This is a genomic window from uncultured Methylovirgula sp. (assembly GCF_947646745.1).
Lineage (GTDB): Bacteria > Pseudomonadota > Alphaproteobacteria > Rhizobiales > Beijerinckiaceae > Methylovirgula.
The window spans coordinates 60950-85545 of the sequence record NZ_CANSHK010000004.1 but is presented as its reverse complement, the minus strand read 5'-3'; the positions used below and the strand labels follow the sequence as shown (position 1 = coordinate 85545).

The following is a 24596-nucleotide window of genomic DNA, read 5'->3' as shown; positions in this document are numbered from 1 at the left end:
CGGATGAGGCCACCTGCTAGCCCAGCAACGGCCCCCAGGCCGGATCCGATGCATAGGCCGGTGTCGGCACCGGGAACTCGGCGCGGCCGAAGACGTCGATCATGTAGATGTGCGGCCCGGATTCGCCGCCCGGGTCGCGGAAGAACATCAGGAACAGGCCGTTCGGCGCCCAGGTCGGGCCTTCGTTGTGGAAGCCTTCGGTCAGGATGCGCTCGCCGGACCCGTCCGGCTTCATCACCCCGATCGCAAAGGTGCTCGGCTTCTGCTTGGTGAAGGCGATGTAATCGCCCTTCGGCGACCAGACCGGCGTCGAATAGCGCCCATCGCCATAGGAGATGCGCTGCGCATCGCCGCCCGAGGCCGGCATGATATAGAGCTGCTGGTTGCCGCCGCGGTCGGACTCGAAGACGATCTGCGAACCGTCGGGCGAGAACGACGGCGACGTATCGATGGCGGAGGAATTCGACAGCCGCGTCGTCGCGCGCGAGCGGATATCCATCTCGTAAAGGTTGGAAACGCCGTTGTCTTCGAGCGACATGACGATGCGTTGGCCGTCGGGGGAGAAGCGCGGCGCGAATTCCATGCCGGGGAAATTGCCGACGACCTCGCGCTGGCCGGTTTCGATATTGAGCAACAGGACTTTCGGATCGCCGCTGCCGAAGGCCATATAGGTAACGTCCTGCGACGAGGGCGAAAAGCGCGGCGTGACGACAAGGTCCTGCCCGCTTGTCAGATAGCGCACATTGGCGCCGTCCTGGTCCATGATCGCCAGGCGCTTGCGGCGGTTTTCCGCGGGCCCCGTCTCGTCGACGAAGACAACGCGCGTATCGAAGCAACCCTTCTCGCCGGTGATCCGCGAGAAGACGGCATCGGAAATGATATGCGCGACGCGACGCGCATTGTTGGGATCGGTCACGTATTCCTGGCCGGCGATCTGCGTGCCGGTGTTGACGTCCCACAGCCGGAACGCCGTCTGCAGCCGGCCGTCGCCGCCGGTGACGCTGCGGCCGGTGACGATGAACTGTGCATTGACCCCCTTCCAGGCGTCGAATTGCGGCGCTTGATCGGGATTGCTGATCTGCTGCGGAAACCGGCCGGGATCGATCGGCGCGAGAAACACCGCGCGGCTGAAATTATGATTGATGATCGAGGAGATATTCGCTCCCGCATCGCCGGCAAATTGCGTCACGGCAATCGGGACCGGTTTGAAGCCGCCGCCATAGACGTTGAGCGTACTGCTTTGGCTGAACGCGCTGCGCGGCACGGCGAGGCTCGACGCGGCGCCGAGAATCAGGCCGGAGGCAGTTCGGCGGGAGATCGATAAGGGCATGAAAGAAATCCGGAGGGTTTTGCGCGGCAGGATAGATCGCAATTGCGGCAATGCCGCGAAATTAAGCGCGGCGCAGCTGAATCTTTTTAGCCAAGCTTACATCTCCTGATCCTGGAACTGGACGACACGGTCGCGCCATGTGTCGTAATAAGGCTTGAACCGATCCGGAACCTGTAACGGATCGCATGTCCGCACGGCACGCATCGCACTATCGGCGAGCGGCTGCCAGGCCGCATCGTCCGGCGGATTCATCAGGATCGGATCGGCCGACAACGAGCCGTCGAGATTCAATTGCACGCGAATCTGCGGAACATATTTCGGCCCTTGCGGCAGCGAGATGGGCTGTGTCCAGCACCCCTGGAACTTGTCCTGGAACCAGCCGTCCATAGCCGCCTGAAGCGACGGCGACATACGCGCCGCGTTCGCCGTCGGCGAGCCGAGCGAGGCCAATTGCTGCAATCGCGCGCCGGTCGAGGCGCGCCGCTCCGGCGCATCGTGGTTCAGGAGCCGGCTGATATCGTCGGCATTGAAGCGGCGCGGCGGATCATGCGTGTCGTCGCCCGACTTCGGCTTGGCGGTGTGGCGCTCGTGCGATTTGGTCGGCTTCGGCGGCTTGTCCTCGTCGAGCAGCTTGGCGATCTGATCGAGCTTCAACTGCGGCGGCTTCTTTGCCTCAACCTTGGGCGGCGGCTTTTTGGTCGGCGGCGGCTTCGGCCGCGGCGGCGGCAAAGGCTCGTCGGCCGCCATGTCCGGCGGTGGCTTGTCGGCGACGGGCGGCAAAGGCGGCGTCTTGGGTGCGGGCGGCGGCGCGGCAGCCTCGGCCGGCGGCTTCGGCGGCTCGGCCTTATCGGCATCGCCCGGATCGTCGATATGCTTCAAAGGCGGCGGCGGGGTCAGCACGTCGCGTTTGGCATCGGCGATCGGCGGCTTCGGCTTAAGCTCCTCCGTCGCCGCCACCTTGTCGACATGCGGAAGGTCCTGGACCTTCTTCGCCGCTTTATCGCCCTTGATGATCTGATTGACATCGGAATCGGTGACGAGATCGACCGGCACCGTTTCCTGCACGTCCTCGAATTTCGGATTGTGAGAAAACGAGAGGAGCATGGCGAGGAGCAGCGCCACGTGCGCGGCACCGGAAGCGATATAGCCGGGTTTTCCCGATGTATCCATCGCCGCCCACTGGCTCAATTCTTGTCCGGCTCCGTGACCAGAGCGACTTTCTTGTAGCCGGCGGTCGTAATCAGCGACATGACAGCGGCGATCTTGCCGTAGTTCACCTGATCGGAACCGCGCACATAGATGCGCTCGTCGAATCCGTCCTTGGCGGCATCTTTCAGCTTGTCGACGAGTTGATCCATCGTCACCGGCTGATCCATGACGAAAATGGCGCCCTTGTCGTCGATCGCGACCGACAGTGGCTTCTGATCGATGTTCAGCGCCGAGGCCTTGGTGTGCGGCAGATCGATCGGCACGCCGGTTGCGAGCAGCGGTGCCGCGACCATGAAAATGATGAGCAGCACGAGCATGACGTCGATGAACGGCGTCATGTTGATGTCAGCCATCGCCTTATAGCGCGGCACGCCGCGGCGACGCCGCCCGCCGCCTCCGCCTTGCGCGAGTGACATGCCCATGAATTGCTCTCCTTCCAGCCGGCCCGCCGCTCACGGCAGGCGAAAATTAGGCCGCGCGGTCGCGCGTCCCGTGCTGATCGATCTGCCGCGACAGGATCGACGAAAACTCGTCGGCGAAGCCTTCGAGCCGGGCCTGCATCTTGGCGACATCGCCTTGCAGTTTGTTGTAGGCGATGAGCGCCGGGATCGCCGCGAAAAGGCCGATGGCGGTGGCGAACAACGCTTCGGCAATGCCCGGCGCCACGACGGCGAGCGAGGTGTTCTTCGAGGCCGCGATGGAGCGGAACGACGTCATAATGCCCCAGACCGTGCCGAACAGGCCGACGAAGGGACCGGCGGAGGCGACCGTCGCCAAAACGAGAAGATGCGATTCGAGCTTTTCGACTTCGCGCGCGATCGAGACGTCGAGAACCTTTTCGACGCGGGTTTGCAGCCCCATGAAGGAACTGGCCGAGGATTGCACCGAGCGCTTCCACTCGTGCATGGCGGCGACGAAGAGCGTCGCCATGCCGGTGGTCGGCCGCGAGGACAGGTTGCCGTAAAGCTCTTCGAGCGAATTGCCGGACCAGAAGACTTGTTCGAAACGGTCCATCGCCCGCCGCACTTTGGCGAACAGCATCGTCTTGTTGATGATGATCGCCCAGCACCAGATCGAGGCGCCGAGCAGACCGAGCATGACGATCTTCACGACGATATGCGCCGAAAGGAACATGCTCCAGAGGGTGACTTCCGCCCCCGATGCGGTAACGCCAGAGGCGGCAATGTCGGCAGGATTCATTTACAGCGGTCCTTGCAAAGCAGCGGTCGAAACGGCCGAAATCCCCGTGCGCCTCCCGTTGCACCTCGAAACCCGCGCCGCCTTCGCGGTGGCGCCAGCCGTTCCGAGAGGCGTCCGAGGGAGAGTTCAAAAGCCTGTACGAAAAACCTTCGGTGCTTGGAACTTCTTGATCGGACCAGCGCTTTATCTTTTCCTCACCTCAAATTCGGTCATTTCTTGGGCTTACCCGGCCTTGGTGTCGCTAAAATGCGACGCATTCCTTTGAGCCACCACCAACGTTAAGAATGGGTTACGAAAACCGGCCCCGACCCGGGTTTTCGCAAATCCTATGCCTGCGGCCGGCCCGGGCCGGCCAATTTGGCCGCCACCGCCACCGGCAAACGCTGCGCCCGGCCGCCAGCCACGGCCGCAACCCGGACGTCGGCCGTGACCAAAATCTCGGCACCGCGCAGGATTTGCTGGCCCATTTCGATCGACGCCCCGCCGAGCCGGACGACCCAGGTCTCGACGCTGAGAAGATCATCCATCGCGGCCGCCTTGCGGTAATCGACGCTGATCCGGCGCACGGCAAAGGCGAGAGCCGCCGTCCCGGCGAAAAGCGCCGATTGATCGATGCCGCAGGCGCGCAGAAACTCGGTGCGGCCGCGTTCGAGAAAGCGCAGATAAGCGACGTGCTGGACGACGCCGGAGAAATCCGTGTCCTCGTAATAGATGCGGACCGGCAGGCGATGGATGTGGAGATTTTCAGACATGACTTTCCGGCATGGTTTGCGGATTCCGGCCGCCGCGAGGGACGCTCTTTTGCGCTGGAAGAAACTTATGGTAGCGTAAGGAAAAGCCGTCTTTCAACAAACTGGCCGGTGGCGCAAGCAATGTATAGCAGCATCACCCAAGACATTCAGATCACCGTCGAACCGGAGTTCGTCCCGGAAAGGTCGGACGCCGATCAAGCGACGTTCTTCTGGGCCTATACTGTCGAAATTGCCAACCAAAGCGCCCATACCGTACAATTGACTGCACGGCACTGGAAAATCACCGACGCCAACGGTCGGCTTGAAGAAGTAAAGGGCCCCGGCGTCGTCGGGGAACAGCCGGTGTTGAAGCCCGGCGAGAGCTTCCGTTACACGTCCGGCTGCCCGTTGACGACGCCGTCTGGCATCATGACCGGCAGCTACCGTATGGTGGCCGAGAACGGCGAGATTTTTGAGGCGGAAATCCCGGTTTTCTCGCTCGACTCGCCTTATGAGGCGCGCGTATTGCACTGATCGTCGCACGGCTGTCGGTTCGAACGCGACGGCGCCGCTCGCGGTTGCGCCCCCATCTTTTGCGAGGAGACACAGTGCTAGATCGGCGGATCGATTCGACGGACCGGCTCGCTGCGACGCTCGAGATGCTGGCGCGGCTGGTGGCATTCGACACCGAAAGCGCCAAGTCCAACCTGCCGCTGATCGCCGATGTCGAGGCCTATCTCAAAGCTCAGGGCGTCGATTACGTCAAAGTACCCAATGCAGCCGGCGACAAAGCGGCGTTGTTTGCGACCATCGGCCCGAAGATCGACGGCGGTATTCTGCTCTCGGGCCATACCGACGTGGTGCCGGTCACGGGCCAGGCCTGGACCTCCGATCCGTTCACGCTGCGCCGCGACGAGAACCGCGTCTATGCGCGTGGCGCCTGCGATATGAAGGGGTTCGATGCGCTCTGCCTGGCGATGATCCCGGAGTTTCAGCGCGCCGGCCTCAAGCGGCCGATCCACATCCTTTTGAGCTACGACGAAGAGATCGGCTGCCGCGGCCCGCTCGATACGATCGCGCGCTTCGGCCTCGACCTGCCGCGTCCCGGCATCGCAATCGTCGGCGAACCTTCGCTGATGCAAGTCGCTGACGCGCATAAGAGCATCACGACCTATCGCACGACGGTCTATGGCCATGAGGCGCATTCCTCGAAGCCGTATCTCGGTACCAGCGCGATCGAAGTCGCCTGCGGGCTGATCGGCGAACTCTACGGCCTTGCCGATGAACTCAAGACGCAGGGCGATCCGAGCCGGCGCTTTGACCCGCCTTACTCGTCCATTCATGTCGGCATTATCCGCGGCGGCACGGCGCGCAACATCCTGGCCAAGGAGTGTGCTTTCGAGTGGGAATTCCGCGGCCTCCCGGCCGTCGCCTATGATACCGCGCTCGTGCACATGAATGGGCAGATCGCCCGCATCGCCGCGGCGAAGGCGGCCGATCCGGCAAAGCGGGCGCGGGTCGAGACGCTGGCGCACGAGCCGGTGCCGAGTCTCAACCCGGAGCCGGGCTCCGCGGCGGAGAGCCTCGCGCTGAAACTCGCGCGCCGCAACGCCACGATCACCGTCTCTTATGCCAGCGAGGCGGGACAGTTTCAGACTGCCGGCATTCCGACCGTCATCTGTGGTCCCGGTTCGATCGACCAAGCGCATCAGCCCGACGAATATATCGAGGTCGACCAATTGGCCGCGGGCGTCGATTTCATGCGGCGGCTGGCGGCGGAATTAAGCTGAACCTCAAACGCGCTTCGCCAGAAACGTCATGTGCATCTGGTTGTGACCGATATTGCGGTCGGCGCGGCGCGTTTCGAAACCGTGCGTCGCCAGCAAGCGCTGCATGTCGGGGATCGTGAAGGTTGTCAGCGGCGCCCGCCTTCGCAAGGGGCGGCGGCGCGACAGCGCTCCGCGCAAGGCCGCCAGCAGAAAGCCGCCGCGATAGGCATATTCCACCAGCGCCCAGGAATCGCTCAACGGGTCGGCGTGCGGGGGAATGACATCAGCGACGACGAGCCGACCGCCGAGCCGCAATTTTACCGCAGCGAAATCGACCGCCTCCGTGCATTGCGCCAGGGTCAAATATTGAAACAAGGCGTTGAACAGCACCATGTCGAGCGACATGTCCGGCAGCGCTTTCACCTGCGCGTCGTTCAAAACCTTGATCTTCGAATTGCCGGCATAGCGCTGCCGCAAGGCGGCCTGCATCTTCGGCGCAGGTTCGTAAAGATAAAGCGTCGCACAGTGTTCGGCGACGAGTGCGGCCGCCGGCGCCGAACCGCAGCCATAGTCGAGCATCACCGCCGCGGGCGCCGGAATCTGCGCGGCGATCGCCTTGGCGATATCTTCGTAATAAACCGCGGGGAAGCGCTCGCCGGCCCGGCTTGCGCGATCGCCGCGCCATAAATTGCGCCAGTTCATCGCCTGCGCCAATCGATAGCCGAGACGAATCTCAATGCAGCTGCGGGCACGTCGATGATCAACGCGCCGGCGGCGAGCACGCGCCTTTCATTCGCGCCATGTTCCGCGCCAAGGACGATATGGGGATGATCGAGCCCGTCATTTGCGTGGTCGTGCATCGCCGTCTCTCAACGCCTCATGGCTTGAGGAATACATAAATATCGACAGCGAGATAAGGATCCTCGCCGCTGGTCAAAGGGGTCAGATATTCTTCGATGAAGAAATCCTGCGCTTCGAGGCTCTTTTCGTCGAGATAAGCGGTAACGAGATCATACGTCGAATCGATGTCGTCGTAAGCGCCGCGATGCTGGAACTTGATGGCCTTGCCGGCCGGCGATTGGCCGAGCGTGACGCCATCGCTCAAGGCCGCCTTGGATCCGGGCGCCAGCGGCAGCATGGCAGTAAAGGTGAAGCCTTTGTCGTCTTCCTTGGTGAACATCGCGACCGGATGGCCGGCGATTTTGAGACCGGCTTTATCGACCGCCGCCTTCAGCCGCTGCTCGGTATCCTTAATGACTTTGAAGGCTTCGTCCCATTTGGCCGTGGCGGCGAGCAGCGCCACCGGGCGCGCCGGCACGTCGAGCATGACCGTCGAAGATTCGCTCGATACGCCGGGCGCGCCCCGATCCGGTTCGTTCGGCCCGGGGCTGGGCACGCCTGGCGGAGGCCCGGGTGGCGGAGGCGGCGCCGCGGCGGGGGCGGAGGACGCCGGCTTTAAACCCGTTGCCGGCGGCAGCGATTTCGGCTGGTCCGAAGCCGGCGGGACGGCGGCAGGCGCCTTGACGGCTGGAGCGGGGCTCTGGGCTGCGGGCGTGGCCGGCGTCTGCGCGAAGCCTGGGCCGGCCAGCATCAGCGCCGCAGCCAGCCATCCAACCCAAAGCCCTTTCATGCACCTTCTCCATCCGGCTGCCGTACAATGACCGCCGGCAATCCTTGGCCTCCCCGGCAGCTTTGTCCTATATGAGGCGCAAACTTGTGGCGAGATTTCCAATGCATCCCCTGGCGGGCAGGCCCGCGATCAAGATGAACGGCCTCGGCAACGCGATCGTCATCCTCGATCTGCGCGATTCGAACTACGAATTGGACGCGCAAACGGTGCGCGCCATCGCCCAGGCGCCGGAGCTTTGCTTCGACCAGCTGATGGTTCTGCATGCCCCGGTTTCGTCCGGCACCGAGGCCTATGTCCGCATCTACAATCGCGACGGCAGCGAGGCGGGCGCCTGCGGCAACGGCACCCGCTGCGTCGCCTGGTATCTGCTGCACGACGACGAAGCCCGCGACTCGCTGCGGGTCGAGACGCAGAATGGAATCCTGGAATGCCGGCGCGAAGGCGCGCGGCGCTTTTCCGTCGAGATGGGCCCGCCCAAATTCGGCTGGCAGGCGATCCCGCTCGCGCAGCCTGTGGCCGATACGGCGGCAATCCCCTTCCCGATCGGACCCGCCGGCGCGCCGCTATCGGCGGCGGCCGTGAATATGGGCAATCCGCACGCGGTTTTCTTCGTCAAAGATCTCGACGCCTATGATCTTTCCATGCTCGGCCCGAGACTGGAGCGCGATCCGCTGTTCCCGGAACGCGCCAATATCTCGTTCGCCCGCGTGCTCGACCGCGATCACATCGTCGTGTCCGTCTGGGAGCGCGGCGCAGGCCTGACCTATGCCTGCGGCTCCGCCGCCTGTGCCGTGCTGGTCGCGGCGGCGCGCCAAGGCCTGACCGGCCGCAGCGCGATCGTCAGCCTGCCGGGCGGCGACTTGACGGTCAGCTGGCGCGAGAGCGACGATCAAGTCGTGCTCGCCGGCCCGGTCGAATGGGAATTCGAGACCGTGCTCGAGCCGCTTCTTTTCGAGGAAGCGACGGCGTGAGCGCGGCGCCCCGTTCCAAGATCGAAATCGTCAATTTCGGCTGCCGGCTCAATCTCGTGGAGGGCGAGGCGATGCGCCGCGCGGCCGAGGCCGCGGGCCGCGACAAGCTTATCATCGTCAACACCTGCGCCGTCACGGCCGAGGCGGCGCGCCAGGCACGCCAGACGATCCGCCGGCTCAAGCGGCAATCGCCGGACTGCGAGATCATCGTCACCGGCTGCGCCGTGCAGACCGCGCCCCAGCATTTTGCCGCCATGCCCGAAGTCGCTAGGCTTCTCGGCAATGCAGAGAAGCTGACGGCCGAAGCTTTTGCGCCGGACCGAGGTCTGCGCGTCGATGTCGGCGATATTTTCGCTGCCAGCGCGCCGCCACCCGCACTCGGCGGCGTCGAGGATCACACCCGCGCCTTCCTCGCGATTCAGACCGGCTGCGATCATCGCTGCACCTTCTGCCTCATTCCCTATGGCCGCGGCGCGTCGCGCTCGACTCCCGCCGACGCGGTCATCGCCGCGGTGCAAAACTGCGTTGCGCAGGGTTTTCAGGAGATCGTGCTGACCGGCGTCGATCTCACCGCCTATGGCCGCGACAGCGACGGTAGGCCCGGCCTCGGCCGGCTGGCGAAGGCAATTTTGCAAGCCGCTCCCAGCCTGGCGCGGCTGCGGCTCTCCTCGATCGACTGCATCGAGGCGGACGAGGACCTCCTCGATGCGATCGCGACCGAGCCGCGGCTGATGCCGCATTTGCATCTTTCCTTGCAGGCCGGCAGCGACATGATCCTCAAGCGGATGAAGCGCCGCCACAGCCGCGCCGACGCGGTGCGCTTTTGCGCCGAGATCCGCAAAGTGCGCCCGGACGTCGTCTTCGGCGCCGATCTCATCGCCGGTTTTCCGACCGAGACCGAAGCGATGTTCGCCGAGACCCTGGCGCTCGTCGCCGATTGCGGGCTGACGCATCTGCATGTCTTTCCGTTCTCGCCGCGGCCCGGCACGCCGGCCGCGCGGATGCCGCAGCTTCCGGCGGATGTGATTGCCGCGCGGGCGAAGCTCTTGCGGCACGCGGGCGCGGCCGCGCTCAAGCGCCATCTCGACGCGCAGATCGGCCGGAGCCTGACCGTGCTGACCGAGCGCGGCGGCACCGCGCGGGCGGCGGATTTTACCAAAGCGCGCGTCGGCGGCGTTCCGGCGGGACGATTGGCCGAGGTCATCGTCACCGGCCATGACGGAACGATGCTGACCGCGCAGCCCTTTGTCGCGGCTGGCCGAATTGCCGAGATGGCATGACGAGAAGCCGCCTGCCGCACCTTGCGCGGACGTGCTAAAGCCGCGGCGCACGATTTGAGAAGGCTCGATGTCTGAAAAACTTCATCCCATTGCCCGCGCCCTGATTTCCGTCTCCGACAAATCCGGTCTCGTCGAATTTGCCACGGCGCTTGCCGGGCGCAGCATCGAGATCGTCTCGACCGGCGGGACACACAAAGCGCTTGTCGCCGCGGGCATCGCCGCGCGCGACGTCTCGGAGCTCACCGGCTTTCCGGAAATGATGGACGGCCGGGTGAAAACCCTGCATCCGAAAGTGCATGGCGGCCTGCTCGCGATCCGCGAGAACCCCGAGCATGAGGCGGCGATGCTGGCGCATGGCATCGCGCCGATCGATCTGCTCGTCGTCAACCTCTATCCGTTTGAGGCGACGGTCGCGAAGGGCGCGGGCTTCGACGAATGTGTCGAGAATATCGACATTGGCGGTCCGGCCATGATCCGCGCCGCGTCGAAGAATTTCGATGCCGTCAGCGTGATCGTCGATATCGCCGATTATCCGCGGCTTCTTGCCGAACTCGACGCGCGTGGCGGCAAGACGAGCCTCGCCTTCCGCCGCGCTCTGGCGCAGAAGGCCTTTGCCCGCACCGCCGTCTACGACGCCGGCATTTCCAATTGGCTGGCCGCGCAGATCGGCGAGACGGCACCCGATTATCGCGCCTTCGGCGGACGCAAGCTTGAATCCCTGCGCTATGGCGAGAACCCGCACCAAGCGGCGGCCTTCTATGCCAACGAGCAACCGAGCTTCGGCCTTGCGACCGCTCGACAGATCCAGGGCAAGCAGCTCTCCTACAACAATGTCGGCGATACCGATGCGGCGCTCGAACTCGTCAGCGAATTCGATCCGGCCACGACCGCGGCGGTGGCGATCATCAAACACGCCAACCCCTGCGGCGCGGCCCAGGCAGCAAGCCTCGCGGAAGCTTATCGGCTTGCCTTGCGCAGCGACCCGGTCTCGGCCTTCGGCGGCATTATCGCGATGAACCGTCCGCTCGACGCCGAGACGGCGCGCGAGATCATCAAAATCTTCACTGAGGTGATCATCGCGCCGGACGCGAGCGAAGAAGCGCGGGCGATCATCGCGACCAAGCTCAATCTGCGACTGCTAATCACCGGCGGCCTGCCCGATCCGCGCCGGCAGGAATTGACCTTCCGATCGGTCAACGGCGGTTTCCTCGTTCAGGGGCGCGACAATGCGCTGGTCGATGATTTGAATCTGCAGGTCGTCACCAAGCGGGCCCCGACGCAGGCCGAACGTGACGATCTCAAATTCGCCTTCCGCGTCGCCAAACACGTCAAATCGAACGCGATCGTCTATGCCAAGGGCGGCGCGACAGTGGGCATCGGCGCCGGGCAGATGAGCCGGGTCGATTCCTCGCGCATCGCCGCCCAGAAAGCCGCCGAGGCGGCGAAAGCCGCCGGTCTTCCGGAAAGCTTGGCCAAGGGCGCGGTCGTCGCCTCGGACGCCTTCTTTCCTTTTGCCGACGGCTTGCTCGCCGCCGCGGCCGCGGGCGCGACGGCGGTGATCCAGCCCGGCGGCTCGTTGCGCGACAGCGACGTCATCGATGCCGCGGACGCGGCGGGCCTCGCCATGATCTTCACCGGGGCGCGGCACTTCCGGCATTAGCGGGAAGGGGTGTTCTCTTCGATCAATCTTCGATCATCTCGGCGCCAAAACGCCGGGCATGGAGCCTGCGCTTTATCGAGCGGATCGATTCGAAGAGACGCCGATTTTTCTTGATCGCGCGTTTCAATCGCAAGCTTGAAGCGCGCAGAGACGCGAAGACGCGACCCTTGAAGCGCACCGGCACGAAAACATCGAAAAGACCGATCACCTGATCGCAATAGCGCATTTTGTAAAGCGCTTCGCCCGGGCCGCCGTCGAACCCTTCAACCTTCTTTTCGCATTGGAGGGCAATCAGCTTGTTGAAAAGCAGCGTGCCGGGGCTGAGGCGCGCGATTTCCGGTCGCGTATCGATCGAATTCACTGCGCCGCTGAAATGGCCGCCGTGCGTCGCCCCGGCAGCGGTCGCGATGATCGTGCCGCCGGCGCTGAGCCCATAGAATTCGAGTGCAGCGGGCGTTGACGAGGGGCGTGCGAGCCGCGTCCAAAAGGCTTGCATGGCCGGATCGGAATAATCCGCGTTGATGCCTTGTTGGCGAAAACGGACCGTGCGCTGCGCAAAAAAAGCACCGAGAATGGCATCGGCGCGGGCTGCCGTATCGTTCCTGATCAATGCGACGCGGCCCAGCAAGTGCGTCAACCGTGCCTCGTGCTGACGCAACTTCCGCCGCGCATTGGAAGACAATCGCGACGCAAAATATCTTTTGCTGTCCGCCTCCAATTTTGCCGCCGGCACGACATTGGGGCTCGGCTGGTGCGGCAAGAGTGCGATGGGATTGCGAATACCCCGCCATTCGAGCGGCTGTTCGCGCAATGCGAAAACGTCGGGCGCGGCGGGGCCGAGCAGAGAAACGGCATGGTGCAGCAGGGCTTCGAGGTCCTTGCGCGTCCAGGCCACATCCTGGCGCCATAGCGGCATGTCGAAATTCGCGGCTTTATCGCCGAGGAAACTGGCGATCCGCAACGGCCCCACGGCCCTGATGCCGAGACAGAGAAGCATGACGGGGGCGCCGTCATGATTTTTCGCCGCAATGAATAGAGGCGCAATTTTCCGCGCCGCGCCCAAAGTCTCGAGCCATGGGATGAGAAAGGCGCGCGTCTGGTAGATCGAGACCGGCGCTATGGCCTCGAGCTCTTCCCAAACAGCAAGCACGGCCGCGGGCTCGCGGCTGACTTCAACGACGGCAAAGGATCGACCGCTGACCGCTTGCGATTTCATCGGAAATCGAGATTGGCTGGCTGAGCGCCGCTCTCTTTGCACGCATTGCGGTCTGAATCAAACAGGGCGCGAGGCCCTTGGTCTTAGATTTTTCGGCCCATCGCGAGAAATTTATCGGCGCGTGCCTCGCGCAAAGCCTCGGGCGGCATGTTGCCGAGGCTTTCGAGGACCGCAGCAATGGCATTGCCGGTCGCGGCGATGGCCGCCGCCGGATCGCGATGCGCGCCGCCGATCGGCTCCGAAATGATGGCATCGATAATGCCGAAGCGCAGCAGATCCTGCGCGGTGATCTTCATATTCGTTGCGGCGTCCTGCGCCCTTGAGGCATCGCGCCAAAGAATTGAGGCGGAGGCTTCCGGCGAGGCGACGGTATAAATCGCGTGCTCCAGCATCAGCACCCGATTGCTGGCAGCAATGGCGATCGCACCGCCCGAACCGCCCTCGCCGATGACCACTGCGACATTGGGGACGCCGAGCGACAGGGATTTATCGGTCGAGCGCGCAATCGCCTCGGCCTGGCCGCGCTCTTCCGCATCGACGCCGGGAAAGGCGCCGGCGGTATCGACGAGCGAGATCACCGGCAGGGAAAAGCGGTCGGCGAGTTCCATGAGCCGCACGGCTTTGCGATAGCCCTCCGGCCGCGCCATGCCGAAATTGTGCTTCAGCCGCGTCTCGGTATCGCTGCCCTTTTCCTGGCCGATCACGCAGACGGAGGTGCCGCGGAAGCGCGCGAAACCGCCGACGATCGCCGCATCCTCGCCGAACAGCCGGTCGCCCGCGAGCGGCGTGAAGTCGGTAACGAGGCCCGAGATGTAATCGGCACAATGCGGCCGCTGCGGATGACGCGCGACGAGCGTCTTCTGCCAAGGCGTGAGGCTGGCATAGAGATCGGCCAGCGCTTTCTCGGCGCGGATTTCGAGCCGGGTCAGATCCTCGCTCGCGACGGCATTCTCGCCGCCTTCGCCGAGGAGCGCGCGCAGTTCCTCGACCTTGGTGTCGAGTTCGGCAACCGGCTTTTCAAAATCGAGGTAGCTGCGCATGAGGCCTATTGGGGTCCGAAAGGCGGGGAAACTCCCCGTTTCGGCGCTTCAAGTCAAGAAAGATGGGGCAGCGGCGCGGTGTGACCAAGGCGCAAGCGAAAAGAAGATTAATTCAACCTGGGATTTTCTGTTTTGACGCGTTTTCTTCACGCGAACCGGTTCCCACTTCGCTCGAAAGCACTTTAGTCGAAAAGGCTGGAGACGCTTTCTTCCTTGGCGGTGCGGGCGATAGCCTCGCCGATCAAAGGCGCGATCGGCAGAATCCTGATGTTCTTCGTCTGCAGAACCGCTTCGGTCGGGGCGATCGTGTCGGTGACGACGAGTTCCTTGAGCGAGGATTTGGCGATCCGCGCCACGGCGCCGCCGGAGAGCACGCCATGAGTGATATAAGCATAGACATCCTTGGCGCCCTGGGCGATCAGCGCGTCGGCAGCATTACAGAGCGTGCCGCCGGAATCGACGATGTCGTCGACAAGAATACACGTCTTGCCGTTCGGATCACCGATGACATTCATCACCTCGGATTCGCCCGCACGCTCGCGGCGCTTGTCGACGATGGCGAGCGGCGCGTCGATGCGTTTGGCGAGCGCGCGCGCGCGCACCACGCCGCCGACGTCGGGCGACACGACCATTACATTTTTCAGGTCGTTGCGCTCGCGGATGTCGCGCACCATCACCGGCGCGGCAAACAGATTGTCGGTGGGAATATCGAAGAAACCTTGGATCTGCCCGGCGTGGAGATCGACCGTGAGCACACGGTCGGCGCCGGCACGGCTGACGAGATTGGCGACAAGCTTGGCCGAGATCGGCGTGCGCGGCCCGGGCTTACGGTCCTGCCGGGCGTAGCCGAAATAGGGGATCACCGCGGTAATGCGCCGGGCCGAGGCGCGGCGCAGCGCGTCGGTCATGATCAGCACTTCCATCAGGTGGTCATTGGCCGGAAAGGACGTCGATTGGACGATAAACGTGTCCTGACCGCGCACATTCTCCTGAATCTCGACGAAGATCTCCATGTCGGCGAAGCGCCGCACTTGGCACTTGGTCAAGGGGACGCCGATATAAGCGGCGATGGCGGCGCTCAGCGCATGGTTCGAATTGCCGGCGAGAATTTTCATAGCGTGTGATTTTGGCGGATCAGCCGCCGTCCCGTCCATAGAATTGAACGGGGGTGCTTAATGCACCCGCGTCCATGTCTCGCCGCCGCAGGCGCCGCCGCCCGGCACGCAGCCCTGTACCCGCAGTGCAGCCGCGCTCTGCAGCGAGACCGAGATCGTATAGGTCTGGCCGTCCTGAGCATTGTAGCTGTAGCCCGCCCAATCGTTCGCACCGTTGGCGCGCAAACCGTAAAGCACCTCGAGGCCGAGCACGGTCCGATTGCGCTTGCGCGGATCTGGATTGTGAATGTCTTTGCCGGCCGGGGTGATCGTCGACACCACCCGGCCGCACCAGACACCGCCGCAGCGATGGATGCGGATGGTCGCGGTGCCGTCAGCGACGCGCCAGTCGCCGGCCGGTGAAAGTTCGGCAAAGGCGCCAGTCGAGGCCAAGAGCAGACCGGTCAAGCAAAGCGGGCGGGCGAACTGCGAAAAATTCATGGGGCATCCTCAAGGTTGAAGCTGGTCTTGGCGGTCAGCGGGCTGCGCGACCGGCGGTCGGGGGAGTGCTTATCGCATCGGGAAAGGGCTGGCTAGCGCTGGGCGGTCATTCCGTCGCCATTGCCGGACGGCGTTGCAGAGACGCCCGGCTGCGGGGCGGACGCAGCGGGATTTGCCGCCGGCGTTGCGGCGACGACGGTCTGACCGTCTTGCGGGGCGGCGGGCGCAACGGCCGCGACTTGCGTGCCATTGGCCGCGACTTGCGGCGATGCCACGCCCGGCGCCGCGCTCGCGGCGATCGCTTCCGGCGTGTTGGTCATCACCGCGGCGAGATCGGCGGCGCTTTTCTGCGCGACGGCGGCGAGAACATCGTCGCTGACCAGCGACCAGGGATCGGGCGCCGTGCCGCGCACGACGACCTCATCCTCGACGCGCTGCGTGCGCCGCTTGCCGGCATCGAAGACATCGAGAACGTAGGAGACGGCGGTCGCCGTGTCGCCCTCGGGATAAGCACTGAGATAGCCGCGCACCAGATAATTGGCGCCGCCCGCATCGGCCATCGACACATGGCCGCCTTTGGCGAACGAGGTCAGCATGGCCTGATATTTGTCGTCGAGGCTGCCTGGCGCCCCGCTAATGCTGGCCACCGCCACGGTCGCGCCGGCCGGGCTGACATCGGGGCGGCGCGCAATATTGTCGGATGGCGGCGCGGCCGCCACAGGCGCTTGCGCCGCATTGTCTTCGACACAGCCGCCGAGACCGATGCCGCAGGCCAAGACCGCACACGCCGCCCATCGGCGCGGCAAGCGGGCAGACCGCGAAACAGGCGTCTGAACGGCCAAGCTTCGATCCATGTCGCCTCGAAAATTGCGCCGCTTCTGCGCGCCTGACGCATCCGCAGACTTTGCAGGCGTCGGCCAAATCCTGGGCCGATTTGGGCCATCGCTCATCGTCAACAGCTAACCCGATTTTAACCCAAGGTCCAGACGCCGCCGGACTCGGCCGCAACCGCCGCGGCAGACGCGGCAAAGCCGGCGCAAAATCATGATCTTGCCAAAACCACAGCGATAGCCGGCAAAATCCGGCGCGGCCGAGGCGCAGCGAAATCCGGCTTTTCCTGGCCGCGCTAGCCGCCTACATCTCCATCAATGATCCCGAACCCGAATGACGCAACGCCCGCAGCCGCGGCCGAGACTGCCGCAGGCGAGGCCATCGACGAAACTGAGCCGGTCATCGACCTTGGCGACGAGCCCAGCAACGCGCTCCAGCGCGGCGCCGATGTCATCAAGGCGAATTGGAAGCATGCGCCGCTCGGACCCGGCGTCTACCGGATGCTCGGCGCCGACGGCGAGGTGCTTTACGTCGGCAAGGCCAAGAGCGTGCGCAAGCGCATCGCCAGCTACATGCGGCTTGGCGGCCACACCAACCGCATCGCACGGATGATCGCGCTGACCTGCTCGATGGTCTTCGTCTCGACCGAGACGGAGACCGAGGCGCTGTTGCTCGAGACCAATTACATCAAGCAAATGAAGCCGCGCTTCAACGTCCTGATGCGCGACGACAAATCCTTCCCTTACATTTTCATCAGCGGCGATCATCCGGCGCCGCAGATCATGAAGCACCGCGGCGCGCGCGACCGCAAAGGCGATTATTTCGGACCCTTCGCCAGCGTCTGGGCGGTCAACCGAACTTTGAACGCGCTGGAGCGCGCCTTCCTGCTGCGCTCCTGCACCGATTCCTATTTCGCCAATCGCACGCGGCCTTGTCTGCTCTATCAGATCAAACGCTGCTCGGCGCCCTGCACCGGCGAGGTCGATCCGGCAAATTATGCCGCCCTTGTCGACGAGGCACGAGCCTTTCTCTCCGGTCGCAGCCGCGCGGTGCGCGATCTGCTGGCCAAGGAAATGAACGAGGCGGCCGAACGGCTCGACTATGAACGCGCGGCGCGTCTGCGCGACCGCATTGCGGCGCTGTCGAACATCCAGGGTGCGCAAGGCATCAATCCGCATTCGGTCGAAGAGGCGGATGTTTTCGCCATCGCCGAAGAGGCGGGGCAATTCTGCGTGCAAGTCTTCTTTTTCCGCACCTACCAGAATTGGGGCAACCGCGGCTATTTCCCGCGCGCCGACAAAAGCCTGAGCCAAAGCGAAGTGCTGGGCGCCTTTCTGGCGCAATTCTACGCCGACAAGCCCGCCGCGCGGCTCGTTCTGCTTTCGCACGAGATCGAGGACCGCGAATTGCTCGAACGGGCGCTCTGCGAGCGCGCCGGTCATCGCATCGAGGTCGCGGTGCCGCAGCGCGGCGAGAAGAAGGACCTCGTCGATCACGCCACGCAGAACGCGCGCGAGGCGCTGTCGCGTAAATTAGCCGATGGCGCCAGCCAGGAGAAATTGCTCGCCGCCCTCGCCGCGGCGCTCGGCATCGAGGACAGCCTGCGGCGGATCGAGGTCTATGACAATTCCCACATCATGGGCACGAACGCGGTCGGCGCGATGATCGTCGCCGGCCCGGAGGGATTCATGAAGGCGCATTATCGCACCTTCAACATCAAGGGTGAGGATTTAACCCCGGGCGACGATTTCGGCATGATGCGCGAAGTTTTGCGCCGTCGCTTCACCCGTCTCGCCAAAGAAGACGAAGGCGCCAATCAGGACCCCGATGCGTTTCCGCAGCGGCCCGACCTCATCCTGATCGACGGCGGCAAGGGCCAATTCGAAGCCGCCCGCGGCGTCCTCGCCGATCTTGGCATCAATGATGTCGCTGTGGTCGCGATCGCCAAGGGGCTCGACCGCGAAGCCGGGCGCGAGACCTTTTTCGTCGAGGGCAAGGAGCCGTTCCGGCTGCCGCCGCGCGATCCGGCGCTCTATTTCGTCGAGCGGCTGCGCGACGAAGCGCACCGCTTCGCCATCGGCACGCATCGCGCCCGGCGCAAGAAGGACTTCACCCGTAATCCTTTGGACGAGGTCGCCGGTATCGGACCGGCACGTAAAAGAGCCCTGCTGCAGGCTTTCGGCACGGCCAAGGCCGTGGCGCGCGCCGGCCTCGCCGATCTCGAAAAGGTCGATGGCATCAATTCGGCGACGGCGAAGCTCGTCTATGATTTCTTCCACGGCGAGCGCACCTGACAACGCATGCGAGCGGCGTCTATTGACCTTTTGCGCCGCGGCATGTTCCTTCCCGACATGGTCGTTTCCACCGTCGCACGCGGGCCAAGCCGGCGCTTCAGCCTGCCCAATCTCTTGACCTATGGTCGGGTCGCCGCCGTGCCGGTCGTCGTCGGCTGCCTGTTCTGGCCGAGCGTCGCCGCGGCGCGCTGGGCGGCGCTGGCGATCTTCATTTTGGCCGGCATCAGCGATTTCCTCGACGGTTATCTGGCCCGCGCCTTGGCGCAGCAATCCTCGCTCGGCCGCATGCTCGATCCGATCGCCGACAAATTGCTCGTCTCGGCCGTCTTGCTCATGCTCGCTGCCGACCACACGATCACCAGCGTCTCGCTCTGGGCGGCCATCGTCATTCTGTGCCGTGAAATCCTCGTCTCCGGCCTGCGCGAGTTTCTCGCCGAGCTGAAGGTCTCGGTGCCGGTGAGCCGGGTGGCCAAATGGAAGACCTTTCTACAACTCGTCGCGCTCGGCTTTCTGATCGCCGGACCGGCGGCCGAGCCGATTCTGCCGGGCACGACCCACATCGGCCTTGCGCTGCTCTGGGTCTCGGCACTGCTGACGCTTTACACCGGCTGGGACTATCTGACCGCAGGCGTCAAATATCTCGTCGACGAGGATGAAAAGCCATGAAGGCCCGCTATTTCGCCTGGGTGCGCGAGCGCATCGGCCTCGCTGAAGAAGAGATCGCCCCGCCCGCGTCGGTCAAGACGATCGCCGATCTCATCGCCTGGCAGCAGCAGCGGGGCGAGAATTACGCGGCAGCCTTTGCCAATGCGGGGGCGATCCGCGCCGCGCTTGACCGCCAGCACGTCAAAGCTGGCGCGCCGATCGCTGCCGCCTCCGAAGTCGCTTTCTTCCCGCCGATGACGGGCGGCTGAGATGAGACGCGTCCTGCGCGTTCAGACGAAGGCTTTCGACGCGAGCGCCGAGATCGCGGCGCTCGGCCTCGGTGCCGAAACCGGCGCGCTGGTGACTTTTACCGGCTTGTGCCGCGACGACGGCGGCACTCTCGCCGCGCTCGAGATCGAAGGCTATTCGGAGATGGCCGAGGCCGAGATCGGCCGCGTCGCCGCCGAAGCGGAGCGCCGCTGGCCGCTCGATGCCATCCTCGTCATCCATCGCACCGGCATGATCGCAGCCGGCGAGGCGATCGTTTTGGTCGCCACCGCCAGCGCCCACCGCGGCGAGGCGTTCGACGCCGCGGAATTTCTGATGGATTACCTCAAGACCCGCGCGCCGTTCTGGAAAAAGGCGCACCGGCGCGATGGAAGCGCCGGCGACTGGGTTGCCGCGAAGGAGGACGACGAGGCCGCGGTCGCCCGCTGGGTCAGTTCGAAACCGACGGCGCTTTGATATCGGCGTAGTCGTAGCGCAGCGAGATGAATTGATGCCGGATCTTGCCGTCGGGCGCGGTCGGGCCGGCGATCGTGGTCTCGGTCCGCGCCAGAGTGCCCGTATCGGCCGAAACCCAGATTTTGGTCGCGACATTGATCGTGTCGGTCTTGTCCGCGCCGGTATAGACCGCGAATTTCTTGCCGTCGATCGTGTCGTCCGCGAGCTGCTGGCAATCGGTGAGGCTTTGCGCGCTCGACTCGACCCGCTGCTGCAGCTCGGCGATCGCGGCATGGATGTCCTTCCACTGGCCGCTCGGCAATTTCACGAAGACCTTGTCGCCGGTGAAAATCGTCTCGGTGGCGATCGGCTTGGCGGTCATTTTGGCATCGCCCGCCGGCGGGTCCTTGGGGTCGAAGGAGATCGAGCCGACGCTGTGATAAGGCGTCTTGGAATTCTTCACCATGGCGCTCGCAAGACCATGGCAGGCCGCCTCATCAGCGCGCGCCGGCGCCAGGCCAAGACCCAAAAGCCCCAACGTCCCCAAAATCAGCGCCGGCTTCGCCCACACTTTTATTTTTCCACGCATTCCGACCTCTCCCTTACTCCACCCGGTTTTGCCGGCTTATAGCGGCCCGCGAGGGCAGCGTCACCCGCAGTCAATCGCTGCATCAATGAGGCAAGATCAGGGCGCCGGAAATAGGCGGGGCTTTGGTGCGGGCGGTCGGAATCGAACCGACACTCTGTTACCAGAACCAGATTTTGAGTCTGGCGCGTCTACCAGTTCCGCCACGCCCGCCGAGGTGGAGGCGCTGACTTATAAGATCGCCGCGCCGCGGGCAAGCCGCCCTCTTAACTGAAACGCTCCCATGCGGTCTGGCGAGATGCCGCGCGCCGCGGCGATCGTGCCAGACCGTTAAGACGCAGCGTCAGTGCCAGTCGCGCACATCGACGAAATGGCCGGCCACCGCCGCCGCCGCCGCCATTGCCGGCGAGACGAGATGGGTGCGGCCCTTGAAGCCCTGGCGGCCTTCGAAATTGCGGTTCGACGTCGAGGCGCAGCGCTCGCCCGGCGCCAGCCGGTCGGGGTTCATGGCGAGGCACATCGAACAGCCGGGTTCGCGCCAATCGAAACCGGCGGCCTTGAAGATCTTGTCGAGACCTTCCGCCTCGGCCTGCGCCTTGACGAGGCCGGAGCCCGGCACGACCATCGCATTGACGCGGCCCGACACCCGCTTGCCCTCGACGATCTTCGCCGCGACGCGCAAATCCTCGATGCGGCCATTCGTGCAAGAGCCGATGAAGACGCGGTCGATCATGACATCACCGATCTTCTCGCCGCCTTGCAGGCCCATGTAATCGAGCGCGCGGCGGATCGAAGCGCGCTTGGCCTCGGTCGCGCCCAGTTCGGGCGTCGGCACCCGGCCGGTGATCGAGATCACATCCTCGGGGCTCGTGCCCCAGGTGACGATCGGCGGCAGGTTAGCGGCATCGAGCCGGATTTCCTTGTCGAAATGCGCGCCTTCGTCGGAATGCAGCGTCTCCCAAAAGCGCCGCGCCTCGTCCCAGGCGGCGCCCTTCGGAGCGCGCGGGCGGTCCTTGATGAAGGCATAGGTCTTTTCGTCGGGGGCGATAAGGCCGGCGCGGGCGCCGCCTTCGATCGTCATGTTGCAGACGGTCATGCGGCCTTCCATCGAAAGATCGCGGATCGCTTCGCCGGCATATTCGATCACGTGACCGGTGCCGCCGGCGGTGCCGATCTCGCCGATGATCGCAAGGATAATATCTTTGGCGAAGACACCGGGACCGCGCTGGCCATCGACGACGATACGCATGTTCTTGGCCTTCGACTGGATCAAGGTCTGGGTCGCCAGCACATGCTCGACCTCGGAGGTGCCGATGCCATGCGCCAGCGCGCCGAAGGCGCCATGCGTCGAAGTATGGCTGTCGCCGCAGACGATGGTCGTGCCCGGCAGCGTAAAGCCCTGCTCCGGCCCGATGATATGGACGATGCCCTGGCGGCGATCCTGCTCGTTGAAATAATCGATGCCGAAATTCTTGGCATTGGCGGCGAGCGTCTCGACCTGGATGCGGCTTTCCTCATCCTTGATGCCCTGCGAGCGATCGGAGGTCGGCACGTTATGATCGACGACGGCAAGCGTCTTCTGTGGCGCGCGCACCGGCCGACCGGCAAGCCGCAGGCCTTCGAATGCCTGCGGGCTCGTGACCTCGTGGACGAGATGGCGATCGATATAAATGAGACAGGTGCCATCATCCTGACGGTCGACGACATGATCGTCGAAAATTTTGTCATAGAGCGTGCGTAACTCGGCCATGATTCATGCACTCTTCATAAGGTTACGGCCCTGCGCCGCTTGCCGCCGCGGCATATCTGGCGGAAACTGAGGCGTTATTAACCCCAACACCGATATAGGAACAGTTATAAAAACGTCATTGCCTCTATGCAGAGGCATCTGGGCTCACAGGCCCGGATCAGCGGAGAATCGAATGCGTCCGCCTGTCGCGCCCTATCTCACCGTTTCGCCGGCCATGGCCGCCATTGCCTTCTACACGACCGTGTTCGGGGCGAAGCAGCAGGCGCTGATGCCGGCCCTCGACGGGCTGCGGATCATGCATTGCGAGCTCTTGATCAACGGCGGTTCGGTCATGCTCGCCGACGCCTTTCCCGAATTCGGCAATACCCGTGTGCCGGTGCCGGGCGAACCGATGACCGTCTCGGTCAGCCTGGAATTCGAGACCTCCGAGGAGGTCGATCTCGTTTTCAAGCGGGCGATCGGGCTCGGCAGCAAAGGCGAGACGAACCCGACCAATAGTTTTTGGGGCACGCGGCTCGCGACCTTCCGCGATCCGTTCGGCCATCGCTGGATTTTGAACGCGCCGCTCGGCTGACGTCCGGCCTTGGCGGCTTATTTGCCCTTGCCGCCGCCCTTCGGTGCGCGGATGGCGCCCGCGGCCTTCTTCACCGGCGCTTCCTTTTTCGCCGTCGCGATCTGAGCATTGGCCGCCTCGCGCGCGGCCTTTGCCTCCGGCGTCTCCAGCTTTTCGGCGATACGTGCCGACTTGCCGCGCCGGTCGCGCAGATAATAGAGCTTGGCGCGCCGCACCTTGCCGCGGCGGAGCACCTTGATCGAATCGATGTTCGGCGAATAGATCGGGAAGACGCGCTCGACGCCCTCGCCGTAGGAAATCTTGCGGACGGTGAAGCTCTCGTTGAGGCCGCCGCCGGTGCGGGCGATACAGACGCCCTCGTAGGCTTGAACGCGGGTGCGCTCGCCTTCCTTCACCTTGACGTTGACGACGAGCGTGTCGCCCGGCTGGAATTGCGGAACCGGCCGAACGGCAGCGAGCTTGGCGACCTGAGCGGCTTCGAGCTCTTCGATAATATTGGGCATCGGGAATAGTCCTTCCGTTTCGCCTGGGTTCGGCCGCAGCCGCCAGGCGGGCGTTTCGGAACGCTGTTTTAAGTTAAGGCGCGGCTTCTACACGAGGCGCCGCGGTTTGTCGAGCAGGCTGCGGGCGTCAAGGATTGGCTTTGGGCTGCGGCGTCAGCAGCGATCTGATCCGCTCGGCGTCGGCCGGCGTTGCCGGATTATAGACCACCAGGGACAGATCGGGGCGCCCATCGATGGCAAAGGCCGAATATTCGAAGGCAAAGGGACCGAGGACCGGATGGCGGATGCGCTTGACGACGTCGCCATGCGCGCCATGCACGTCGTTCTCGGCCCACATGGCCCTGAATTCGGGGCTGAGCCGGCAAAGTTCATCGACGAGCGCCTCAACCTCCACGCCGGCGCCGGCGCGCGCTGCGTCCACCCGGAAGGCGCCCAAAACGAACCGCGCCACGCTTTCCCAGTCGTATTGGACGGCGCGGGCCTGCGGATCGAGGAAGAGGATGCGCAGCACATTGCGCTGCTGCGGCGGCAAGGCGCCATAATCGCCCAGCATGACGGTCGCCGCCCGGTTCCAGGCGACGACATCCCAGATTGCCGTCCGAATCACGGCCGGGACGGGGTCCAAGGCATTGAGGATCCGCTGCAACCGCGGTGTGACGCCTTCGCTCTTGCGATAACGCACTTCCGGCGGCCGTCCGAGGCCAAGCAGAAACAGATGCTCGCGTTCGACATCCGTGAGCATGAGCGCGCGGGCGATCCGATTGAGCACATCGGCCGAGGGCGCACCGCCGCGCCCCTGTTCGAGCCAGGTGTACCAGGTCGCACTGATATTGGCGCGCTGGGCAACCTCCTCGCGGCGCAAGCCTCGCGTGCGGCGGCGCCCGGCGGGAAAGCCCAATGCGGCCGGATCAAGCTTGGTGCGGCGGTCCCGCAGATAGGTGCCAAGCCGATTCTCGACGGTCAGATGCTCGCTCATTCTGTCAGCTATCTTACTATGATAAACTCACTACTTTACCAGAATAAAGCATGAGGCGAGATCTGTCTCCAACGAAACTTGGA

General features: G+C 64.2%; 27 protein-coding genes and 1 tRNA gene. 10 read left to right on the top strand and 18 right to left on the bottom strand.

Annotated elements, in window-relative coordinates:
• Window positions 1-16: 16 nt before the first annotated feature.
• The 5 genes from tolB to Q0025_RS02170 all read right to left on the bottom strand — a co-directional run bounded on the left by tolB (window position 17) and on the right by Q0025_RS02170 (window position 4491).
• Window positions 17-1330 carry a Tol-Pal system beta propeller repeat protein TolB gene (tolB, locus tag Q0025_RS02190; protein ID WP_297295574.1) on the bottom strand — a complete coding sequence of 438 codons (1314 nt, stop codon included), beginning with the start codon at window positions 1328-1330 and terminating at the stop codon, window positions 17-19.
• A 96-nt stretch (window positions 1331-1426) separates the two neighbouring features.
• Window positions 1427-2518, bottom strand: a complete 1092-nt coding sequence (locus tag Q0025_RS02185; RefSeq protein ID WP_297295572.1) for a cell envelope biogenesis protein TolA — start codon at window positions 2516-2518, stop codon at window positions 1427-1429.
• A complete protein-coding gene (locus tag Q0025_RS02180; RefSeq protein WP_297295570.1) occupies window positions 2515-2961 on the bottom strand; it encodes a biopolymer transporter ExbD in 447 nt (148 codons plus the stop codon). The genes Q0025_RS02185 and Q0025_RS02180 overlap by 4 nt, the downstream gene beginning before the upstream one ends.
• Before the next feature lie 46 nt (window positions 2962-3007).
• Window positions 3008-3739: a protein TolQ gene (gene tolQ / locus Q0025_RS02175; RefSeq protein WP_297295568.1), complete on the bottom strand. Its 732-nt coding sequence runs from the start codon at window positions 3737-3739 to the stop codon at window positions 3008-3010.
• Window positions 3740-4065: 326 nt separating this feature from the next.
• The gene (locus Q0025_RS02170) at window positions 4066-4491 is read right to left on the bottom strand and encodes a YbgC/FadM family acyl-CoA thioesterase (RefSeq protein WP_297295566.1); all 426 of its coding nucleotides are present in this window, start codon (window positions 4489-4491) and stop codon (window positions 4066-4068) included.
• A gap of 120 nt (window positions 4492-4611) precedes the next feature.
• Between Q0025_RS02170 and apaG the strand changes: the two genes are divergently transcribed.
• Window positions 4612-5004, top strand: a complete 393-nt coding sequence (apaG, locus tag Q0025_RS02165; protein ID WP_297295621.1) for a Co2+/Mg2+ efflux protein ApaG — start codon at window positions 4612-4614, stop codon at window positions 5002-5004.
• A gap of 74 nt (window positions 5005-5078) precedes the next feature.
• Window positions 5079-6260, top strand: coding sequence for an acetylornithine deacetylase (gene argE / locus Q0025_RS02160; protein WP_297295564.1), 1182 nt, complete (start codon window positions 5079-5081; stop codon window positions 6258-6260).
• A gap of 3 nt (window positions 6261-6263) precedes the next feature.
• On the opposite strand, the gene Q0025_RS02155 is transcribed toward argE, so the two are convergent.
• From Q0025_RS02155 to Q0025_RS02145, 3 genes are read right to left on the bottom strand one after another with little or no spacing between them, the layout of a single operon-like run.
• Window positions 6264-6941, bottom strand: coding sequence for a methyltransferase domain-containing protein (locus tag Q0025_RS02155; protein ID WP_297295562.1), 678 nt, complete (start codon window positions 6939-6941; stop codon window positions 6264-6266).
• Window positions 6938-7099, bottom strand: coding sequence for a hypothetical protein (locus tag Q0025_RS02150; protein ID WP_297295560.1), 162 nt, complete (start codon window positions 7097-7099; stop codon window positions 6938-6940). The genes Q0025_RS02155 and Q0025_RS02150 overlap by 4 nt, the downstream gene beginning before the upstream one ends.
• A 17-nt stretch (window positions 7100-7116) precedes the next feature.
• Complete coding sequence (locus Q0025_RS02145; protein ID WP_297295558.1) at window positions 7117-7869, bottom strand: GyrI-like domain-containing protein; 753 nt, start codon at window positions 7867-7869, stop codon at window positions 7117-7119.
• Between the two features lie 101 nt (window positions 7870-7970).
• Between Q0025_RS02145 and dapF the strand changes: the two genes are divergently transcribed.
• The 3 genes from dapF (at window position 7971) to purH (ending at window position 11780) form a co-directional block, all read left to right on the top strand.
• Window positions 7971-8840: a diaminopimelate epimerase gene (gene dapF / locus Q0025_RS02140; protein WP_297295556.1), complete on the top strand. Its 870-nt coding sequence runs from the start codon at window positions 7971-7973 to the stop codon at window positions 8838-8840.
• On the top strand, window positions 8837-10120 hold the full coding sequence (gene mtaB, locus Q0025_RS02135; RefSeq protein WP_297295554.1) for a tRNA (N(6)-L-threonylcarbamoyladenosine(37)-C(2))-methylthiotransferase MtaB: 1284 nt from the start codon (window positions 8837-8839) through the stop codon (window positions 10118-10120). Before dapF ends, mtaB begins: the two co-directional genes overlap by 4 nt.
• A 67-nt stretch (window positions 10121-10187) precedes the next feature.
• Window positions 10188-11780 (top strand): bifunctional phosphoribosylaminoimidazolecarboxamide formyltransferase/IMP cyclohydrolase, encoded by a 1593-nt coding sequence (gene purH / locus Q0025_RS02130; RefSeq protein ID WP_297295552.1) that lies wholly within the window; start codon window positions 10188-10190, stop codon window positions 11778-11780.
• A 22-nt stretch (window positions 11781-11802) separates the two neighbouring features.
• Here the strand turns inward: purH and Q0025_RS02125 are convergent, their stop codons facing one another.
• The 5 genes from Q0025_RS02125 to Q0025_RS02105 form a co-directional block, all read right to left on the bottom strand.
• Complete coding sequence (locus Q0025_RS02125) at window positions 11803-12996, bottom strand: GNAT family N-acetyltransferase (protein WP_297295550.1); 1194 nt, start codon at window positions 12994-12996, stop codon at window positions 11803-11805.
• 83 nt (window positions 12997-13079) lie between these two features.
• On the bottom strand, window positions 13080-14036 hold the full coding sequence (locus tag Q0025_RS02120; protein WP_297295548.1) for an acetyl-CoA carboxylase carboxyltransferase subunit alpha: 957 nt from the start codon (window positions 14034-14036) through the stop codon (window positions 13080-13082).
• A 182-nt stretch (window positions 14037-14218) separates the two neighbouring features.
• Complete coding sequence (locus Q0025_RS02115; RefSeq protein WP_297295547.1) at window positions 14219-15151, bottom strand: ribose-phosphate pyrophosphokinase; 933 nt, start codon at window positions 15149-15151, stop codon at window positions 14219-14221.
• 57 nt (window positions 15152-15208) lie between these two features.
• Entirely contained in the window at window positions 15209-15631 is a 423-nt protein-coding gene (locus tag Q0025_RS02110; RefSeq protein WP_297295546.1) for a DUF2147 domain-containing protein, read from the bottom strand.
• 92 nt (window positions 15632-15723) lie between these two features.
• Entirely contained in the window at window positions 15724-16473 is a 750-nt protein-coding gene (locus Q0025_RS02105; protein ID WP_297295528.1) for a hypothetical protein, read from the bottom strand.
• Window positions 16474-16779: 306 nt separating this feature from the next.
• On the opposite strand from Q0025_RS02105, the gene uvrC reads away from it, so the two are divergent.
• From uvrC to Q0025_RS02085, 4 genes are read left to right on the top strand one after another with little or no spacing between them, the layout of a single operon-like run.
• Complete coding sequence (gene uvrC / locus Q0025_RS02100) at window positions 16780-18756, top strand: excinuclease ABC subunit UvrC (protein ID WP_297295526.1); 1977 nt, start codon at window positions 16780-16782, stop codon at window positions 18754-18756.
• 42 nt (window positions 18757-18798) lie between these two features.
• Entirely contained in the window at window positions 18799-19422 is a 624-nt protein-coding gene (gene pgsA, locus Q0025_RS02095) for a CDP-diacylglycerol--glycerol-3-phosphate 3-phosphatidyltransferase (RefSeq protein WP_297295524.1), read from the top strand.
• Window positions 19419-19670, top strand: a complete 252-nt coding sequence (moaD, locus tag Q0025_RS02090) for a molybdopterin converting factor subunit 1 (protein WP_297295522.1) — start codon at window positions 19419-19421, stop codon at window positions 19668-19670. Before pgsA ends, moaD begins: the two co-directional genes overlap by 4 nt.
• Window position 19671: 1 nt before the next feature.
• Window positions 19672-20145 carry a molybdenum cofactor biosynthesis protein MoaE gene (locus Q0025_RS02085; RefSeq protein WP_297295520.1) on the top strand — a complete coding sequence of 158 codons (474 nt, stop codon included), beginning with the start codon at window positions 19672-19674 and terminating at the stop codon, window positions 20143-20145.
• Here Q0025_RS02085 and Q0025_RS02080 read toward each other — a convergent pair.
• From Q0025_RS02080 to leuC, 3 genes are all read right to left on the bottom strand, one after another.
• The gene (locus tag Q0025_RS02080) at window positions 20120-20713 is read right to left on the bottom strand and encodes a hypothetical protein (RefSeq protein WP_297295518.1); all 594 of its coding nucleotides are present in this window, start codon (window positions 20711-20713) and stop codon (window positions 20120-20122) included. The genes Q0025_RS02085 and Q0025_RS02080 overlap by 26 nt on opposite strands.
• Before the next feature lie 123 nt (window positions 20714-20836).
• A tRNA-Leu gene (locus Q0025_RS02075) sits at window positions 20837-20923 on the bottom strand.
• Window positions 20924-21053: 130 nt separating this feature from the next.
• Entirely contained in the window at window positions 21054-22460 is a 1407-nt protein-coding gene (gene leuC, locus Q0025_RS02070; RefSeq protein ID WP_297295515.1) for a 3-isopropylmalate dehydratase large subunit, read from the bottom strand.
• A 172-nt stretch (window positions 22461-22632) separates the two neighbouring features.
• Between leuC and Q0025_RS02065 the strand changes: the two genes are divergently transcribed.
• Window positions 22633-23034 (top strand): VOC family protein, encoded by a 402-nt coding sequence (locus tag Q0025_RS02065; protein WP_297295513.1) that lies wholly within the window; start codon window positions 22633-22635, stop codon window positions 23032-23034.
• A 17-nt stretch (window positions 23035-23051) separates the two neighbouring features.
• Here Q0025_RS02065 and rplS read toward each other — a convergent pair whose 3' ends face one another.
• On the bottom strand, window positions 23052-23537 hold the full coding sequence (rplS, locus tag Q0025_RS02060) for a 50S ribosomal protein L19 (RefSeq protein ID WP_297295511.1): 486 nt from the start codon (window positions 23535-23537) through the stop codon (window positions 23052-23054).
• A gap of 127 nt (window positions 23538-23664) precedes the next feature.
• Window positions 23665-24513 carry a helix-turn-helix transcriptional regulator gene (locus Q0025_RS02055; protein ID WP_297295509.1) on the bottom strand — a complete coding sequence of 283 codons (849 nt, stop codon included), beginning with the start codon at window positions 24511-24513 and terminating at the stop codon, window positions 23665-23667.
• Between the last annotated feature and the right edge of the window lie 83 nt (window positions 24514-24596).

Coding starts and splice junctions, on each gene's coding strand:
- Q0025_RS02085 (WP_297295520.1), top strand. CDS start 19,672: ATGAGACGCGTCCTGCGCGTTCAGACGAAGGCTTTCGACGCGAGCGCC.
- Q0025_RS02115 (WP_297295547.1), bottom strand. CDS start 15,151: ATGAAAATTCTCGCCGGCAATTCGAACCATGCGCTGAGCGCCGCCATC.
- rplS (WP_297295511.1), bottom strand. CDS start 23,537: ATGCCCAATATTATCGAAGAGCTCGAAGCCGCTCAGGTCGCCAAGCTC.
- Q0025_RS02055 (WP_297295509.1), bottom strand. CDS start 24,513: ATGAGCGAGCATCTGACCGTCGAGAATCGGCTTGGCACCTATCTGCGG.
- apaG (WP_297295621.1), top strand. CDS start 4,612: ATGTATAGCAGCATCACCCAAGACATTCAGATCACCGTCGAACCGGAG.
- Q0025_RS02065 (WP_297295513.1), top strand. CDS start 22,633: ATGCGTCCGCCTGTCGCGCCCTATCTCACCGTTTCGCCGGCCATGGCC.
- Q0025_RS02120 (WP_297295548.1), bottom strand. CDS start 14,036: ATGCGCAGCTACCTCGATTTTGAAAAGCCGGTTGCCGAACTCGACACC.
- dapF (WP_297295556.1), top strand. CDS start 7,971: ATGCATCCCCTGGCGGGCAGGCCCGCGATCAAGATGAACGGCCTCGGC.
- leuC (WP_297295515.1), bottom strand. CDS start 22,460: ATGGCCGAGTTACGCACGCTCTATGACAAAATTTTCGACGATCATGTC.
- Q0025_RS02125 (WP_297295550.1), bottom strand. CDS start 12,996: ATGAAATCGCAAGCGGTCAGCGGTCGATCCTTTGCCGTCGTTGAAGTC.
- Q0025_RS02155 (WP_297295562.1), bottom strand. CDS start 6,941: ATGAACTGGCGCAATTTATGGCGCGGCGATCGCGCAAGCCGGGCCGGC.
- uvrC (WP_297295526.1), top strand. CDS start 16,780: ATGATCCCGAACCCGAATGACGCAACGCCCGCAGCCGCGGCCGAGACT.
- Q0025_RS02110 (WP_297295546.1), bottom strand. CDS start 15,631: ATGAATTTTTCGCAGTTCGCCCGCCCGCTTTGCTTGACCGGTCTGCTC.
- moaD (WP_297295522.1), top strand. CDS start 19,419: ATGAAGGCCCGCTATTTCGCCTGGGTGCGCGAGCGCATCGGCCTCGCT.
- tolB (WP_297295574.1), bottom strand. CDS start 1,330: ATGCCCTTATCGATCTCCCGCCGAACTGCCTCCGGCCTGATTCTCGGC.
- pgsA (WP_297295524.1), top strand. CDS start 18,799: ATGTTCCTTCCCGACATGGTCGTTTCCACCGTCGCACGCGGGCCAAGC.
- tolQ (WP_297295568.1), bottom strand. CDS start 3,739: ATGAATCCTGCCGACATTGCCGCCTCTGGCGTTACCGCATCGGGGGCG.
- purH (WP_297295552.1), top strand. CDS start 10,188: ATGTCTGAAAAACTTCATCCCATTGCCCGCGCCCTGATTTCCGTCTCC.
- Q0025_RS02180 (WP_297295570.1), bottom strand. CDS start 2,961: ATGGGCATGTCACTCGCGCAAGGCGGAGGCGGCGGGCGGCGTCGCCGC.
- Q0025_RS02170 (WP_297295566.1), bottom strand. CDS start 4,491: ATGTCTGAAAATCTCCACATCCATCGCCTGCCGGTCCGCATCTATTAC.
- Q0025_RS02145 (WP_297295558.1), bottom strand. CDS start 7,869: ATGAAAGGGCTTTGGGTTGGATGGCTGGCTGCGGCGCTGATGCTGGCC.
- Q0025_RS02150 (WP_297295560.1), bottom strand. CDS start 7,099: ATGCACGACCACGCAAATGACGGGCTCGATCATCCCCATATCGTCCTT.
- Q0025_RS02080 (WP_297295518.1), bottom strand. CDS start 20,713: ATGCGTGGAAAAATAAAAGTGTGGGCGAAGCCGGCGCTGATTTTGGGG.